Origin of the sequence: uncultured Winogradskyella sp., assembly GCF_947495255.1 — a bacterium.
In the GTDB taxonomy this organism is placed as follows: domain Bacteria; phylum Bacteroidota; class Bacteroidia; order Flavobacteriales; family Flavobacteriaceae; genus Winogradskyella.
In genome coordinates this window covers 138082-154143 of the sequence record NZ_CANLYI010000004.1, presented here as the reverse complement: position 1 = coordinate 154143, position 16062 = coordinate 138082, and the positions used below count along the sequence as shown (strand labels likewise).

Genomic DNA, 16062 nt, shown 5'->3' with positions numbered 1-16062 from the left:
TAGTATAGAAAATATCAATAGTGTAAAAATTCATGAAAACAAAACTGAACTTTTATACATTTGCAAAAATTAAATTGAAACGCAAACATGAGAGTTTTGAGATTTCGTAAATAATTAAATAACAAAAAAAAATGAAGAAGGTAATTTTAGGTTTAATGGTTTTGGTTGGAGCGGCTTCTTGCCAAGAACAACAAAAAATAGCATTTATAGATAATGGTGAAGTGATTAACGATTATCAAATGAAAATTGATACTGAGGGTAAGTTTAAAACTCAAAATGAAATCTTTTCTAAAAGGAGAGATAGTATTGCTATGGTTTACCAAATGGAAATGCAATCTATACAACAACGTATAAGTAAATTATCGCCACAAAAACAACAACAAGAGTCTCAGGCTTTTTCTCAAAAATGGCAACCAGTTCAGCAACAAATGCAAATGCAACAACAACAAATGGAGCAAATGTTTAATGTAGAAATGGATTCTGTAATTTCAAAAATGAATGCATTTGTAGAAGATTACGGAAAAAAGAACGGTTATACTTTTATTTTAGGTAAGAATCAAGCAGGTAGTGTTGTTTATGGAATTGAAGCTAACGACATAACTGAAGTTGTAACTAAAGAAATTAATGAAGCTTACAAAGCGAGTGGTTCAAAAGAAGAGCCTAAGTCAGAGGAATAGTTAATGTATTATAAAATTTAGAATAGAGTCAGGTATAAAGCCTGACTCTTTTTAGTTAAATAAAAAAAATTAAATAAGGTTGAATACAAAACAGGTTAACCGTGTTGCTTTAAGTGGCTATTTTTTTCTTTCAGGTTTGTGTTTTGCGACTTGGGCTTCGCGTATTCCAACCTTAAAGGCGTATTTTAATTTAAATGATGCTCAGTTAGGTAGTATTTTATTGGTAATGCCATTTGCAGCTTTAATTGGCACAGTAACGTCTGGTTGGTTAATTTCTAAGTTTAACAATAGAGATTTACTCCTGGTTTCTTTTCTTTTTTTCTCCCTCTCATTATTGGGAATTAGTTTAGTTAAAACTTCCGTTTTATTAATAATTGTATTAGCTCTATTTTCTATTTGTATGCGAGTATTAAATATAGCAATGAACGCTCAGTCTATTACGTTGCAAGCACTGTATGAGAAAAAAATTATTGGTTCTTTTCATGGTGTATGGAGCCTTGGAGGAGTCGTAGGCGTAGTTTTTTCTACGTTTATGGTAAGGTTTAATGTTACTATTCAAAATCACTTTTTAGCTATTGCTCTAATAACAATCTTAGCGACTATAATTGCTTATAAATATTCACTAACAAAAGACAAGTCTATAACTGGAAATAAGCTCATTATTGGCAAACCAGACCCTTTTATATTTTATTTAGGTTTACTTATCTTTTTTGCTGCGATATGCGAAGGTGGTATGTTTGATTGGAGTGGTATCTATTTTAAAGAGGTTGTTAAAGAGGATGTCTTCACTTATGGTTATTTGTTATTTATGGTTTTTATGGCGACGTCTAGATTTTTCTTAGATAAAGTATTAGATAAAATTGGCATGCCAAAACTATATATTATTAGTGGTTTGTTGATTTCAACAGGTACATTAACAACTATTTTATTTCCACAATTTTGGACGGCATTAATTGGATTCTGCTTAGTAGGAATAGGTGTTTCTGCCATTTTTCCAATGACCTATATTTTAGCTGGTAAATCAAAAAAATACTCTGCAGGAATGGCTATTTCTATTATTGGGACTTATGCTATTGTAGGTATGTTTATTGGACCACTACTTATTGGTTATTTATCGCATGCATTTGGACTAAAAAACGCTTTTTTTACGCTAGTCGTTTGCGGGTTAATGTTCATTCCTATTTCTCAATTATTTTTTAAAACTCAAAAAAATAATTTGTAGACTATTCTGATTTCTTATGCAACAATCTCGTTAGCTTTATGGATAAATCAGTGAGAACAATCTTAGAATTACCATTACGCTCTATATGATATATGGCATCTTGAAGTTCTTCTGAAATTTCCATAATATTAGAGTTATGTACAAAAGGAGCAAACTTTTCGAGCTTAAAATCGTTTGACTTTGGCTCTAAATAAACCAATTCATTTGCTTGATAATTAAGAAGTAAAGCTTGTCTAAAGTAATCTAGACAGAAATTGAGAAATTTCTTCTGAGTTTCTCGACCTGTTTTGGCAATTTCTTCTGACCATGAAATTAAATCATGAATTGCAGCTTTGTTACCTTTAGCTTTAAAGGCTGATCTAATCCATATAACAAACCATTTTTCGAACTGTATATCTTCACTATCGTGATAAATAAGGTCACAAGCTTTGTTGTAATTTCCGTTAGCCTGATGGGCAATTTTAGTAGCTACCGATTGTTCAATCTGATAGTTTTTAATCAAAGCTTCAGAAATAGCTTCTTCTGCAAGAGGTGGAAAATGTAATATCTGGCAACGCGAACGGATGGTATTTATAATCTGCTCTTCGTCTTCGGCAATAAGTATGAATATCGTTTTTTCTGGTGGCTCTTCAATTAATTTCAAAAGTTTGTTGGCACTTGCTGTATTCATTTTTTCAGCCATCCAAATGAGCATTACTTTGTAACCACCTTCGTAAGATTTAAGAGTTAGTGATTTTACAATTTGTAAGGCCTCTTCAACACCAATTTGCCCTTGTTTATTATCAACACCGAGCATTTTGTACCAATCAAATAAGTTTCCGTAAGGTTGTTGGTCTAAAAGTTGTCGCCATTCTTCTAAGTAGAAACTAGAAACAGGTTTACTTTTTACTTTATCACTTGTGGTTACCGGAAATGCAAAATGTAAATCTGGGTGCGAAAAATTCTTAAATTTTATATTACAAGAATCCTTTCCGCCTGTATTTTCACCATTTACGTTGCTACATAAAATGTATTGGGCATAAGCCAATGCCATTGGTAGTGTACCAGAACCCTCAGGACCAACAAATAATTGTGCATGTGCTATTCTACCAGCATCAACACTTGTGGTAAGGTGTTTTTTAATATGTTTTTGACCTAAAACTTCAGAAAATTGCATAAAGCAAAACTATGTTTTTTTTATTAATCTATTCTTTAATTTTTAATTCGAGTTCATCATTATTTTCAAACTAGAGAATTAAAATTATACTTCAATTATATTATTTGAATCTAAAATATATATATTGTAGATAAGCGAAAAGGTTATCGTAAATAAAGGCATGCGATTATTAAAAAGTGATTCATTAAAGTATATTTTATAACTTACTAATCTTTATATTTGTTATTCAAAATAAAATATTTTCACATCTTATTTATATTCTCATGAAGACATTAAACGATTTCAATTTTAAAAATAAAAGAGCATTAATTCGAGTAGATTTTAATGTACCATTAAATGATAGTTTTGAAGTAACAGACGCAACAAGAATTGTATCTGCAAAACCAACAATTATTAAAATTTTAGAAGATGGTGGAAGCTGTGTTTTAATGTCGCATTTAGGAAGGCCAAAAGGAGTACAAGATGAGTACTCTTTAAAGCATATTGTAAATAAGATTGAAGACATTTTAGGTGTAGAAGTTAAATTTGCAGGTGATTGTGTAGGCGCTGAAGCAGAAGAAATGGCTAATGCCTTACAGCCAGGAGAGATTTTATTGCTTGAAAATTTACGTTTTCATGAAGAAGAAAAACAAGGCGATAAAGCCTTTGCAGAACAATTATCTAAATTAGGAGATATTTATGTAAATGATGCTTTTGGTACAGCACATAGAGCACATGCATCTACAACAATTGTGGCTCAATTTTTCCCAGAACTCAAATGTTTTGGACTTTTATTAGCTAAAGAAATTGATAGTATCAAAAAGGTGATGGAAGACGGTGAAAAACCGGTCTTAGCTGTTCTTGGTGGTGCAAAAGTATCTTCAAAAATTACGGTTATTGAGAATATTTTAGATAAAGTAGATCATTTAATTATTGGAGGAGGAATGACATTTACCTTCATTAAAGCACAAGGTGGAAGTATTGGAGATTCTATTTGCGAAGATGATAAGATGGAATTAGCTTTAGATATCTTAAAGCAAGCCAAAGCGAAAGGTGTACAAATACATATACCTGTAGATGTTATTGCTGCTGATGCTTTTAGTAACGATGCAAATACGAAAGTTTGTGATGTTATGCATATTCCTGATGGATGGCAAGGTTTGGATGCTGGTCCAAAATCTATAGCAAACTTTGATGCCGTTGTTAACCAATGTAAAACGATTCTATGGAACGGTCCTTTAGGAGTTTTTGAAATGGAAAGTTTTGCAAATGGTACAATTGAACTTGGAAACTCTATAGCAAATGCTACTAAAAACGGAGCATTTTCTTTAGTTGGTGGAGGTGATTCTGTTGCTGCTGTGAAACAATTTGGTTTTGAAAATAAAGTAAGTTACGTAAGTACAGGTGGTGGTGCAATGTTAGAAAGCTTAGAAGGTAAAACTTTACCAGGAATTGCTGCTATATTAGATTAATAGCAAAAAAACACTATTTTTAAAGATTCCAACGTTTATATAACGTTGATTACTAAGAATCAATTTGTAAACCATGACATTAAAAACGTTTTTATTGGCCTGTCTTTGCTTGTCTATATTTAGTGGGTTTTCTCAAACTAAATCAGATAGCATTTCTAATAATTCCTCTCAAGTTGATTCAACTAAAGGCGAAGTTTTAGACGGTAAGCTTTTTTCAACAGGAAAAAAAATACAAGCCAAAGTAGACACGTCAGGTGTTAAGAGTTTAAAGGACCTACCACAAGCTGCGGAACTAGATGCAAAGTGGCTAGAGGAACTTTATAGTAATTCACTTTATGATACTATTTACAAATCGGTAACTGAGTTAGATTATGCTCCAGTTTATTATCCTGAGCTTTCTACGGATACATTAAAAGCAAGGCTTGCAAGACTTAATGCCAGAACACCTTTTAACGTAGAATACAATACGTCTTTAGAAAGTGTTATAAAAGGGTATTTAAAACATAGACGCACATCAATGGAACGTTTAATGGGATTAAGCCATTTTTATTTTCCAATGTTCGAGCAAGAATTTGACAATCATGATATTCCATTAGAAATGAAATATTTAGCGATTGTAGAATCTGCCTTAAAACCAAGAGCACGCTCTAGAGTTGGTGCAACTGGTATTTGGCAATTTATGTATGGCACTGGTAAAGAGCACGATTTGGACGTAAGTAGTTATGTAGATGATCGCAGTGACCCAATAAAATCTACTACAGCTGCAGCAGAGTACTTAGGAAGAATGTATCGCATTTTTGGTGATTGGGATTTGGCTTTAGCAGCTTATAATTCGGGTCCAGGAAACGTAAATAAAGCGATTAGACGATCTGGCGGTTCTAAGAATTATTGGAATATAAGAAGTAATTTACCTAGAGAAACGGCTGGCTATGTTCCTGCATTTTTAGCGACGATGTATATTTTTGAATATGCTGAAGAGCATGGTTTTAAACCTGAACGTCCACCTTTTCAATTGATTCAAACCGATACTGTTCATGTAAAGCAAATGATTTCTTTAGACCACATTGCTGAAGCTACAGGAATTAAAATTGAAGAATTACAGTTTTTAAATCCATCTTATAAATTAGATATAATTCCAAAGGTTGAAGGCAAAACGTATTCATTACGGTTACCTCGTGAAGCTATTGGTAAATTTGTAACAAACGAAGATCGTATTTATGAGTTTGCTAATGCCGAGTTTAACCAGCGTGAAAAACCTTTACCAGAAGTTATTAGTTCAGATACGAAAATTAGGTATAGGGTAGCAAATGGTGATTACTTAGGTAAAATTGCTAGAAAACATGGTGTAAGAGTAAGTCAGTTAAAACAATGGAATGGTTTAAGAAGTAATAACCTTAAAATAGGACAGCGTTTAACAATTTACCCAAGAAATCATGGAGCAGTTAGCCAGTCTAAACCTCCCAAAAAAGTAATTAATACCGAAGGAAAACAAACCTATATTGTGAGCTCTGGAGATTCGCTTTGGACCATTGCCCAAAAATTTCCTGGAGTTTCTGTTCAAAATATTAAAGATTGGAACGATATTAGTAGTAATAAACTCAAAATAGGAACAACATTAATTGTTTCAAAATAGATAAATCAACAAAATTTTAAATTTATGAGAGCGTTTTATACTGTATTATTTTGTGCGTTGTTATTGTCTTGTGGCGAAACAACTAAGAAGGACGAGAATAAGATTTATTTACCAGATTCTAATGGTAATCTTAATTCAATTTCAGTTGTTGTAGATAACATATTATGGGAAGATAATGTTGGAGAAAATATCCGAAAGATTTTCGCAGCACCATTAAATGGTTTACCAACAGAAGAGCCAATGTATAATGTGAGACAAATTCCGCCACAAGTTTTCGATGGTTTTGCGGCTAGGAGTAGAATAGTGTTAAAAATAGAAAAAGGCAACGTAGAAGCAACGACTAAAATAGTACACGAAGCTTTTGCTAAACCGCAAACTGTTGTAATTGTAGGAGGTAAAACGGATAAAGATATTATTGCACAATTAACTGAAAATAGAGATAAAATTATTGATGCTTTTAATAAGGAAGAAGTTAAGGAGAATCTAAGAAGGATCAACCTTTCATTATTAGATGATAAAGCAATGGAGGATAAGTTGGGTATTACAATAGATATGCCTTCTGCTTATAGAATTGGTAAAGCTGAAGACGATTTCTTCTGGATTAGAAAAAGTTTATCAAATACAAAGACTATTGATTTAATGCTTTACGAAGTGCCAATGGAAACGATTTCTAAAGGTGATAGTACAATTGTAGATATTGTAAAAATGCGTAATAATATTACTAAAGCTAAGATTCTTGGTGAAGATGGTATTTATATGGCTGTTGAAGAAGCTTATGCGCCATCTTTATTTAATGCAATCATAGATAACAAACCAGCTTACGAAGTAAGAGGAATGTGGGATATGCAAGGTTACAGTATGGGTGGACCATTTATAACATATGCTATAGAAGATAAAATTAACAACAGATATTTAGTAGCAGATGGCTATGTTTATGCGCCATCATTACCAAAGAGAGACTATATTTTTGAATTAGAGGCGATTATTAAATCGATTGTGATTAAATAATCGCTATTAAGTCGTATTATGAGACAAAAAAAGGTCTTCTAAAACAATTGTTTTAGAAGACCTTTTTTATACAATGGGTTTTCCCGTTGTTTATTTGCTATTCTTTCTCTTTAGCGTCAACAGAATCATCTTTGTTAGCGTTTTTAAATTCTTTTAAACCGCTTCCTAATCCTTTCATTAATTCTGGAATCTTTTTACCACCAAATAGCAATAAAACAACAACAGCAATAAGAATTACTTGAGGCCATCCAATCATTAATGGGACAATGTTTAAACTCATAACTTTTAATTTAGATTGCAAAGTTAGTAATTATAGTTTAATTATAGCGTTGTAATAGCAACTTTAGGACTTTATAATGGTGCTATTTGAGTATTTTAACTAATTTTGTTTTAATGGCAAAAAAGAAAAAAAAGGAAAAGAAATTAGCTAAAAAGCTGCTTCATAAGTATCGTTTAGTCATCTTAAACGAAGATACTTTTGAAGAGCGCTTTGCAATTAAGTTAACGCGTCTCAATGTTTTTATTTTGACGTCAATTTCTGCTATTTCACTTGTTTTTCTTACTGTTCTACTGATTGCATTTACGCCATTAAGAGAGTATATTCCTGGTTATTCTTCTGCAAAACTGAAAAAAGAAGCTACGTTGTTAAATTATAAAACAGACTCTTTAGTTCAGAAATTAGAAGTCGATAAATTGTATTTTGCATCTATTAGAAAAGTACTAACAGGAGATGTTTCTACGCTAGATTTTAATAGAGATTCTTTAATAGAAGCAGCTAAAAATGACCTCGATATTTTACAAGTACCAACGAGTCGTGAAGATTCATTATTAAGAGAAAAAGTTGGTAAAGAAGATAAATACAATTTATTTGAAATTGCAGGTGACCATTCTAGTTATGTGCTTTTTCCACCTGTAAATGGTACTATTTCAGAAAGTTACAATTTAGAAGAGAAGCATTTTGCTGTAGATATCGTTGTTCCAGAAAACACACCAGTTAAAGCAACAGCAGACGGAACCGTGATTTTTGCAGAATGGACTGTAGAAACTGGTTACGTAGTCATTATAGAACATAACAGAGAGTTAATTTCTGTTTACAAACACAATGCAGCAATCACAAAGTCACAAGGAGATTTAGTGAAGTCTGGTGAAGTTATTGCCATGTCTGGTGATAGTGGTGAACTAACCACAGGACCACATCTTCATTTCGAATTATGGAGTAAAGGTTATCCTGTAAACCCAACAAATTTTATAGATTTTGAATAATGCCATCAATTAAAGCCGCTCTTTCAAAACCATTTGCAAAATATATTGCAAAACGAATTCAAAAATGGTCATCCAATCCGGTTGAGACCCAACAAAAGGTTTTTGATAATTTAGTTTCTGAAGCTAAACATACAACATTTGGTAAAGACCATAATTTTAGTTCTATATCCTCTTTTAAAGAATTTCAGAATAATGTTCCCATAAGAGATTACGAAGAATTAAAACCATATGTAGAACGTGTTGTTGCAGGTGAAGAAGATATTCTCTGGAAAGGGAAACCAATTTACTTCGCTAAAACTTCTGGTACAACTTCTGGCGCAAAATACATTCCTATAACTAAGGAAAGCATGCCAACACACATAGAAGCGGCTAGAAATGCGATTCTACTTTATATTAACGAAACAGGAAATGCAAAGTTCGTAGATGGTAAAATGATTTTTCTTCAAGGGAGCCCTATTTTAGAAGAAAAGAATGGTATTAAATTAGGTAGACTTTCAGGTATTGTAGCACATTATGTTCCTAAATATCTTCAGAAAAACCGATTACCAAGTCTTGAAACAAATTGCATTGATGATTGGGAAACTAAGGTTGAAGCCATTGTAGATGAAACCATAAATGAGGATATGAGCATAATTTCTGGTATTCCTTCTTGGGTGCAAATGTATTTTGAAAAACTGATTGAAAAGTCTGGTAAAAACGTTGGTGACCTTTTTAAGAATTTTAACCTTTTCATTTTTGGAGGTGTAAATTATGAACCTTATAGAGCCAAATTCGAAAATTTAATAGGAAGAAAAGTAGATAGCATAGAACTGTATCCTGCTAGTGAAGGATTTTTTGCATTTCAAGATAAACAGGATGAAAAGGGCATGTTACTTCAGCTTAATTCTGGCATTTTTTATGAATTCGTAGAAGCAGAATATTTCTTTGAAGTTAACCCAAAACGTATCACCATTGCAGATGTAAAGTTAGACGTAAATTACGTAATGATTATTTCTACTACAGCCGGACTTTGGGCATACAATATAGGAGACACTGTTCAGTTTACATCATTAAAACCATATAGAGTGATTGTAAGTGGAAGAATTAAGCATTTTATTTCAGCCTTTGGTGAACATGTTATTGGGAAAGAAGTAGAACTGGCTTTAAAGGAAGCGACTGAAAACACTTCTATTTCGGTTAACGAATTTACGGTTGCACCTCAAATAAACCCAGAAGAAGGCTTACCATACCACGAATGGTTAATTGAATTTGAAAATGAACCAGAAAATGAAGCTGAATTACTTGAAGCCTTAGAGACCTCATTAAAAAAACAAAACTCTTATTATTTAGACTTAATTGATGGTAAAGTTTTAAGGCCGTTAAAGATTACAAAAATAAAGAAAGATGGATTTCAATCTTACATGAAATCAATAGGGAAGTTAGGTGGACAAAATAAAATTCCGAGACTATCTAACGACCGAAAAATAGCTGACAGTCTACACCAACTTAATCTGACTAAATAAAGCTATATTTGTGTGTTAAAGTAACGTATGAGTACAATGAAAAAAATAGATAAAAGAACTAGAGCTCAAGAAAGTTCTAGTGCCATAGAACGCATGTATATTACAATGCGTCACCTCTTTAATCGTGGGTTTTATAAACCAATGGGTGTTTCTGGAGAAACATTACGTGAAGCCTTATTGCTTTTACGACCAGAAATTTATGGTTCAATTGGAGAGGAAAAAGCAGAATTAGAAGGGTTACTATATGTTGTAGACCGTTTACCACAAGGCATTGAAGAGTGTACATTTATTAACTTAACTAGTGATGAAGGTTATGGTAATTCACATTTTAAAGCTATAATTCCACCAAAAAGAAGACGTAACTGCTATCGTATTGACGATGAGCAAATGAATATAGAAATTACAAGAGGCCGTTCTGAGATTTACGATATCTTAACGCATCTTACATTCTTGTTTGTTGAGTCTCATAAAATTAGTAAACGCGTCATTATTGATGAGGAAGGGACAACGGTTAGAGATTGGCAGAAATTAGAAAATGCCGTTTCTTCAACTAAAAAACTGACACAGAAAGAACGCGAAATTGCAATTACACATACAGCGAATATTTTAGGTAGAACGTTTAATGAATTAACGGAAGCTTATCCAAAATTTGCTACCGATACCCAACCAGAGCGTTTATTACACATTGTTTACTGGTTAGGTAAATTAGCGATTGAAGAAACAATTAATAACAATAAGCGCACAATTACTTTTAGTCCGGTTTTAAGGGAACGCTTAGGCCACCATATCCATGGCGAAATGTGGGCTGATACTATTAAATCAGCATTACACAAAAACGGATTGTTAGAGCGACCTATTCACATCATTAGTGCTAATATGCATAGTGTAATGAATTCTTTGTTTGCAAAAGGAACACTGAAAGGTGCTGATGCTAAAAAAGATATTTTTGAAACCTATGAAGCTTTAAGTGATTCTAAAAACTCGGTTTTACGCAATAAAGTTGAAAAATCAGCGTTGCAAAGTGGAATGATTCCAATAAAAGATAGTTCTGGGACCAATATTGATGTTCAGATTTTTGATACCGACAAGATAGACTTTTCTAATTCAGAATTTAAGTATTTGGAAGAAGTAAAAGAAAACAAAGCGGTAATTTTTGTTATGGATTATGCCTTTGGAGAGCAGGCTTATGAAACTTTAGATGAATTTTTAAAACCTATTAAAGTTAATGGGAAGAATGTTCATTTAGATGTGAAGTCTATTTCAATAATGGGAAAAGCTGGAATTTTAGAAGGTGGAAAAGGTGATGTAATGATTCCGAATGCACATATTTTTGAGGGTACTGCGGATAATTATCCTTTTAAAAATGAACTTAGTAAAGATGATTTATTAGATTGTGGCGTTTCTGTTTATGAAGGCACAATGGTTACAGTATTAGGTACTTCGCTTCAAAATAAAGAGATATTGAAGTTTTTTAAGAATTCAACTTGGAACGTTATTGGCTTAGAAATGGAAGGTGCACATTACCAAAAAGCAATACAAGCAGCATCTCGAGTAAGAGGCAGTATTAATAAAGATGTAAAAGTAAGATATGCATATTATGCAAGTGATAACCCATTAGAAACAGGGAGTACTTTAGCTTCTGGTGGTTTAGGGACATCTGGTGTAAAACCAACTTACGTTATTACAAAAAAGATACTAGAACAAATATTTAATTCATAACACATGAGTGAAAAATTACCACAACAACCAAATAACGAAGAGGTTGATTTAGGGCAATTATTTAATGCAATTGGTAAATTGTTTGAGAAGTTATTTGCTTTTATAGGTAGCATATTCAAAGGGATTTTCTCTGCGATAATTCACGCCATAAAACCATTAGTTGATAATTTTAAGATAGTTGCAGCAGCACTTGTTATCACTGCTGTTTTAGGTTATGTATTTGAAAAGTCTAAGGATCCTATCTATTTTTCTGAAATGGTAGTTAAACCTCATTTTGATTCTAAATACCAACTCGCTAGTAATATCGGTTATTTTAATTCATTAATTGGTTCTAAAAACTTAAGTGAATTATCTGAAGTTTTTGAAATTGATGAATCTGATGCTGAAGTATTAGTCGGTTTTGAGCTTTTAGCTGGTCCAGAAACGCAGAACGATTTATTTGTGGAATATGATGAGTATGTAATGTCAATAGACACGTCTTTAGTTGACGAATTAAGTTATGTAGACTATTTAAAAAATAGGGATTTAATGTCTGGTAGGTTGTTTGCTATTAAGGCAAAATCTTCTAAAATTGATATTTTTCCTAAGTTAGCAGAAGGGTTTAGAAAAACGTTTGAGAATGGTTTTTCTGAGCACCAAAAAAAGGTAAGAGATACATTGGCATATATTGAACGTGAATCACTAAATAAGCAATTAGAACGTTTAGATAGCATTCAAAAAACGTATTTAGAAGCCATTAAAAATGATTCAAAAAAACCAAATTTATCGCTTGGATTAGGAGGAGCATTACCTCTCCAAATTGAGAAAACGCAAACAAAGGAGTATGAACTGTTTTTAAAAGAGCAAGAACTTAGAAGAAACTTGAATAAGCTAAATCAAATAGTTGCGGAAGAAAATACTTATTATGATGTTTTATCTAATTTTGATAAAATTGGTAAGACGGATAATAATATTATGCAACGCTATTCTTTACTTTTTCCTCTGTTAACATTGATCTTTTTCTTTTTGATCTTTTTGGCTTTAAAGGCATTCAAATTCATAAAAGATTATGAGTAAAAAAATCTTAATAACTGGTGGTGCGGGTTTTATTGGTTCTAATTTTATCTCTTATTTGTTAAATACTAATAGACAAATTGAAATCGTTAATTTAGATTTGTTAACGTATGCTGGTAATCTTTCAAATTTAAAGGAGTTAGAAACGAACGTTAATTACACTTTTGTAAAAGGAGATATATGTGATAAAAAATTAGTGAAAAGTCTTTTTGGTAAGTATGAATTTTCTGGTGTTATTCATTTTGCAGCAGAGTCTCACGTGGATAATTCTATTACTAATCCAGATACATTTATCAATACAAATGTTTATGGCACATTTAATTTATTAAATACGGCAAAGAATCATTGGATGGATGCTCCTTTTTCAGTTAAAGAGGGTTGTGAAGAAAACAGATTCCTACATATTTCTACAGATGAGGTTTATGGAACTTTAGGTAAAACAGGTTTATTTACAGAAGAAACACCTTATGCGCCTAATAGCCCTTACAGTGCTTCAAAAGCGTCATCAGACTTTATTGTGAGAAGTTATTTCCATACCTATGGAATGAATGTGGTTACCACAAATTGTAGCAACAACTATGGTCCTAAACAACATGATGAGAAGCTTATTCCAACTATTATTAGAAAAGCGATTAATAATGAGCTTATACCAATATATGGTGATGGAAAAAACATTAGAGACTGGCTATATGTAGAAGATCATTGTAAAGGTATCGATTTAGCATTTCAAAATGGAAAGGCAGGAGAAACTTATAATATAGGAGGAAAAAATGAACGCGATAATTTATATATAGCACATAAAATTTGTGATATATTAGATGAATTATCACCAAATACAAATCTTTATTCTGAACAAATTACTTTTGTAAAAGATAGGCCAGGACATGATTTTAGGTATGCTATTGATGCCTCTAAAATTGAAAAGGAACTTAATTGGAAAGCTGATGAAAATTTTGAAACAGGGATATTAAAAACAATTCAGTGGTATTTAGATAAGTACAAAAATTAAAAGAGCACGAAAAGAGCAAGTTCTAAAGTTTATCATTCAAGGATATGATTAATAGAGAACACTATGTGACCTTAAAAAACATTAAATATAATCACATGAAAGGAATAGTTTTGGCTGGTGGATCAGGCACCCGATTGCACCCATTAACCTTAGCCGTAAGTAAGCAGTTAATGCCTGTTTACGATAAACCGATGATTTATTATCCGATTTCTACACTAATGTTGTCTGGGATTAAGGAGATTTTAATTATTTCAACACCTCAAGACTTACCTTTATTTCAAAAATTATTAGGAGATGGAAAGTGTTATGGCTGTAACTTTCAATACGCAGTGCAAGAATCCCCAAATGGTTTAGCTGAAGCCTTTATAATTGGAGAAGAATTTATAGGTAACGATAAAGTAGCTTTAATTTTAGGTGATAATATTTTCTATGGATCTGGTTTAGCTGATTTATTGCAACAAAATAACGATCCAAATGGCGGAATTATTTATGCTTATCATGTTCATGACCCAGAACGTTATGGCGTTGTAGAGTTTGATCAAAATGATGTTGCAATTTCAATCGAAGAAAAACCTATAACACCAAAATCTAACTATGCCGTTCCTGGAATTTATTTTTATGATAATTCTGTTGTTGAAATCGCTAAAAACATAAAACCTAGTAAAAGGGGAGAATTAGAAATTACGGATATAAATAAGACGTATTTAAATCAAGGAAACTTAAAGGTTAGTGTATTAGACAAAGGAACAGCTTGGTTAGATACTGGAACGTTTAAATCTCTTATGCAAGCCTCACAGTTTGTTCAAGTTATAGAAGAACGACAAGGTTTAAAGATTGGTGCAATAGAAGAAGCCGCATACAAAATGGGCTATATAGATAAAAATCAATTTAAAAAAATAGTCGAGCCATTAACAAAAAGCGGCTACGGAAAACATTTATTAAGTTTAGTATCGGAATAGAATGACTGTAAAGGAAACAAAATTAAAAGGTTGTTATGTAATTCAGCCTAGCATATTTAGCGACAAACGCGGTTATTTTATAGAATCTTTTAACCAAAAGACATTTAATTCAAAATTAAACTTAGATATTAGTTTTGTGCAAGACAACGAATCTCAATCATCTAAAGGTGTTTTAAGAGGTTTACATTATCAATCAGGCATATATGCTCAAGCGAAATTAGTTAGGGTTGTAAAGGGTAGTGTTTTAGACGTAGCTGTAGATATGAGGTTAGACTCAGAAACATTTGGAGAACATATTTCAATAGAACTAACGGAAGCTAATAAAACCCAATTATTTGTTCCTAGAGGTTTTGCTCATGGATTTATTGTTTTAGAAGACGAAACTATTTTTAGTTATAAATGCGATAATTTTTACAATAAGGAATCTGAAGCAGGAGTTATCTATAACGATACAGATTTGAATATTAATTGGCAATTACCAGTTTCTGATTTTATTCTATCCGAAAAAGATTTAGTATTACCACAATTTAAAAATGCAGAGAAATGTTAAAAGTACTGGTTACTGGAAAGGACGGTCAATTAGCACAATGTATTAAGAGCGTTGCACATCAATATCCTAATCTAGAATTTGACTTTAAAGCATCCTCAGAATTAGATATTACTAATAAAGTTAAAGTTGAGTCTGCTCTTAGTGTTCAACAATATGACTATTGTATAAACTGCGCAGCATATACAAATGTAGATAATGCAGAAACAGAAACAGAATTAGCTTATAAAATTAATGTAATAGGGGCTAAAAATTTAGCAGAAGCATGTCTTAAATATCAGGTAACTTTAGTCCACATCTCTACAGATTTTGTCTTTGACGGAAAAGGAAGCACACCATACACTGAAAACTCTAATACGAAACCTATTGGAGTGTATGGCGAAACAAAGCTAAAAGGTGAAATAGAAATTTCTAAGACCTTAGAAAATCATTTTATTTTAAGAACGTCTTGGTTGTATTCAGAATTTGGGAATAATTTCTTAAAAACCATGTTGCGCTTGGGAAGCACTAGAGATGAGTTAGGTGTAGTTGGTGATCAAATTGGTAGTCCAACTTATGCTGTAGACTTGGCAAATGTTATTCTTCGTTTAATTGCATCTACAAACACATCTTATGGCATTTATCATTACAGTAACAAAGGTGTTATCAGCTGGTACGGTTTTGCTAAGGAAATATTTAGAATAAGTGAAAGCAACGTTAAGTTAAATAAAATAGAAACTAAAGATTACCCAACAAAAGCAGAACGACCAAAGTACAGTGTTTTAGAGACTTCAAAAATAACGAAAACATTAGGTCTTGAGATTCCTAATTGGAAAGAGAGTTTGGTGATTGCTATTTCAAAATTATAGTACAAACCAGTTTTT

General features: G+C 32.1%; 15 protein-coding genes. 13 read left to right on the top strand and 2 right to left on the bottom strand.

Annotated elements, in window-relative coordinates; genetic code table 11:
* The first annotated feature begins 131 nt into the window (after positions 1–131).
* Both Q0807_RS07575 and Q0807_RS07570 read left to right on the top strand, forming a co-directional pair.
* The gene (locus tag Q0807_RS07575; RefSeq protein ID WP_299108210.1) at positions 132–677 is read left to right on the top strand and encodes an OmpH family outer membrane protein; all 546 of its coding nucleotides are present in this window, start codon (positions 132–134) and stop codon (positions 675–677) included.
* Between the two features lie 79 nt (positions 678–756).
* Entirely contained in the window at positions 757–1899 is a 1143-nt protein-coding gene (locus Q0807_RS07570) for an MFS transporter (protein WP_299108208.1), read from the top strand.
* Between the two features lies 1 nt (position 1900).
* Here Q0807_RS07570 and Q0807_RS07565 read toward each other — a convergent pair whose 3' ends face one another.
* Positions 1901–3055, bottom strand: coding sequence for an ATP-binding protein (locus Q0807_RS07565; RefSeq protein ID WP_299108206.1), 1155 nt, complete (start codon positions 3053–3055; stop codon positions 1901–1903).
* Between the two features lie 263 nt (positions 3056–3318).
* Between Q0807_RS07565 and pgk the strand changes: the two genes are divergently transcribed.
* The 3 genes from pgk to Q0807_RS07550 all read left to right on the top strand — a co-directional run bounded on the left by pgk (position 3319) and on the right by Q0807_RS07550 (position 7147).
* On the top strand, positions 3319–4506 hold the full coding sequence (pgk, locus tag Q0807_RS07560) for a phosphoglycerate kinase (RefSeq protein WP_299108204.1): 1188 nt from the start codon (positions 3319–3321) through the stop codon (positions 4504–4506).
* A gap of 73 nt (positions 4507–4579) precedes the next feature.
* The gene (locus tag Q0807_RS07555) at positions 4580–6139 is read left to right on the top strand and encodes a lytic transglycosylase domain-containing protein (RefSeq protein WP_299108202.1); all 1560 of its coding nucleotides are present in this window, start codon (positions 4580–4582) and stop codon (positions 6137–6139) included.
* Positions 6140–6163: 24 nt separating this feature from the next.
* Positions 6164–7147, top strand: coding sequence for a DUF4837 family protein (locus Q0807_RS07550; RefSeq protein WP_299108201.1), 984 nt, complete (start codon positions 6164–6166; stop codon positions 7145–7147).
* 97 nt (positions 7148–7244) lie between these two features.
* On the opposite strand, the gene Q0807_RS07545 is transcribed toward Q0807_RS07550, so the two are convergent.
* Entirely contained in the window at positions 7245–7427 is a 183-nt protein-coding gene (locus Q0807_RS07545; RefSeq protein ID WP_299108199.1) for a twin-arginine translocase TatA/TatE family subunit, read from the bottom strand.
* Between the two features lie 113 nt (positions 7428–7540).
* Here Q0807_RS07545 and Q0807_RS07540 point away from each other — a divergent pair, with 113 nt between their 5' ends.
* The 8 genes from Q0807_RS07540 to rfbD all read left to right on the top strand — a co-directional run bounded on the left by Q0807_RS07540 (position 7541) and on the right by rfbD (position 16047).
* Complete coding sequence (locus tag Q0807_RS07540; RefSeq protein WP_299108197.1) at positions 7541–8410, top strand: M23 family metallopeptidase; 870 nt, start codon at positions 7541–7543, stop codon at positions 8408–8410.
* Positions 8410–9912: a GH3 auxin-responsive promoter family protein gene (locus Q0807_RS07535; protein WP_299108195.1), complete on the top strand. Its 1503-nt coding sequence runs from the start codon at positions 8410–8412 to the stop codon at positions 9910–9912. The genes Q0807_RS07540 and Q0807_RS07535 overlap by 1 nt, the downstream gene beginning before the upstream one ends.
* Positions 9913–9939: 27 nt before the next feature.
* A complete protein-coding gene (locus Q0807_RS07530; protein ID WP_299108193.1) occupies positions 9940–11631 on the top strand; it encodes a hypothetical protein in 1692 nt (563 codons plus the stop codon).
* A gap of 3 nt (positions 11632–11634) precedes the next feature.
* A complete protein-coding gene (locus Q0807_RS07525; protein WP_299108191.1) occupies positions 11635–12687 on the top strand; it encodes a hypothetical protein in 1053 nt (350 codons plus the stop codon).
* Positions 12680–13693, top strand: a complete 1014-nt coding sequence (rfbB, locus tag Q0807_RS07520) for a dTDP-glucose 4,6-dehydratase (protein ID WP_299108189.1) — start codon at positions 12680–12682, stop codon at positions 13691–13693. The genes Q0807_RS07525 and rfbB overlap by 8 nt, the downstream gene beginning before the upstream one ends.
* A gap of 95 nt (positions 13694–13788) precedes the next feature.
* Positions 13789–14652 (top strand): glucose-1-phosphate thymidylyltransferase RfbA, encoded by an 864-nt coding sequence (gene rfbA, locus Q0807_RS07515; protein WP_299108187.1) that lies wholly within the window; start codon positions 13789–13791, stop codon positions 14650–14652.
* Between the two features lies 1 nt (position 14653).
* Complete coding sequence (rfbC, locus tag Q0807_RS07510; RefSeq protein ID WP_299108185.1) at positions 14654–15202, top strand: dTDP-4-dehydrorhamnose 3,5-epimerase; 549 nt, start codon at positions 14654–14656, stop codon at positions 15200–15202.
* Entirely contained in the window at positions 15196–16047 is an 852-nt protein-coding gene (gene rfbD, locus Q0807_RS07505; protein WP_299108183.1) for a dTDP-4-dehydrorhamnose reductase, read from the top strand. The genes rfbC and rfbD overlap by 7 nt, the downstream gene beginning before the upstream one ends.
* The last annotated feature ends 15 nt before the right edge of the window (positions 16048–16062 follow it).

What these genes read in the sequence shown, in the direction of transcription:
- Q0807_RS07575 (WP_299108210.1), top strand. Translation starts at nt 132, where the DNA reads ATGAAGAAGGTAATTTTAGGTTTAATGGTTTTGGTTGGAGCGGCTTCT.
- Q0807_RS07565 (WP_299108206.1), bottom strand. Translation starts at nt 3,055, where the DNA reads ATGCAATTTTCTGAAGTTTTAGGTCAAAAACATATTAAAAAACACCTT.
- pgk (WP_299108204.1), top strand. Translation starts at nt 3,319, where the DNA reads ATGAAGACATTAAACGATTTCAATTTTAAAAATAAAAGAGCATTAATT.
- Q0807_RS07555 (WP_299108202.1), top strand. Translation starts at nt 4,580, where the DNA reads ATGACATTAAAAACGTTTTTATTGGCCTGTCTTTGCTTGTCTATATTT.
- Q0807_RS07550 (WP_299108201.1), top strand. Translation starts at nt 6,164, where the DNA reads ATGAGAGCGTTTTATACTGTATTATTTTGTGCGTTGTTATTGTCTTGT.
- Q0807_RS07545 (WP_299108199.1), bottom strand. Translation starts at nt 7,427, where the DNA reads ATGAGTTTAAACATTGTCCCATTAATGATTGGATGGCCTCAAGTAATT.
- Q0807_RS07540 (WP_299108197.1), top strand. Translation starts at nt 7,541, where the DNA reads ATGGCAAAAAAGAAAAAAAAGGAAAAGAAATTAGCTAAAAAGCTGCTT.
- Q0807_RS07535 (WP_299108195.1), top strand. Translation starts at nt 8,410, where the DNA reads ATGCCATCAATTAAAGCCGCTCTTTCAAAACCATTTGCAAAATATATT.
- Q0807_RS07530 (WP_299108193.1), top strand. Translation starts at nt 9,940, where the DNA reads ATGAGTACAATGAAAAAAATAGATAAAAGAACTAGAGCTCAAGAAAGT.
- Q0807_RS07525 (WP_299108191.1), top strand. Translation starts at nt 11,635, where the DNA reads ATGAGTGAAAAATTACCACAACAACCAAATAACGAAGAGGTTGATTTA.
- rfbB (WP_299108189.1), top strand. Translation starts at nt 12,680, where the DNA reads ATGAGTAAAAAAATCTTAATAACTGGTGGTGCGGGTTTTATTGGTTCT.
- rfbA (WP_299108187.1), top strand. Translation starts at nt 13,789, where the DNA reads ATGAAAGGAATAGTTTTGGCTGGTGGATCAGGCACCCGATTGCACCCA.
- rfbC (WP_299108185.1), top strand. Translation starts at nt 14,654, where the DNA reads ATGACTGTAAAGGAAACAAAATTAAAAGGTTGTTATGTAATTCAGCCT.
- rfbD (WP_299108183.1), top strand. Translation starts at nt 15,196, where the DNA reads ATGTTAAAAGTACTGGTTACTGGAAAGGACGGTCAATTAGCACAATGT.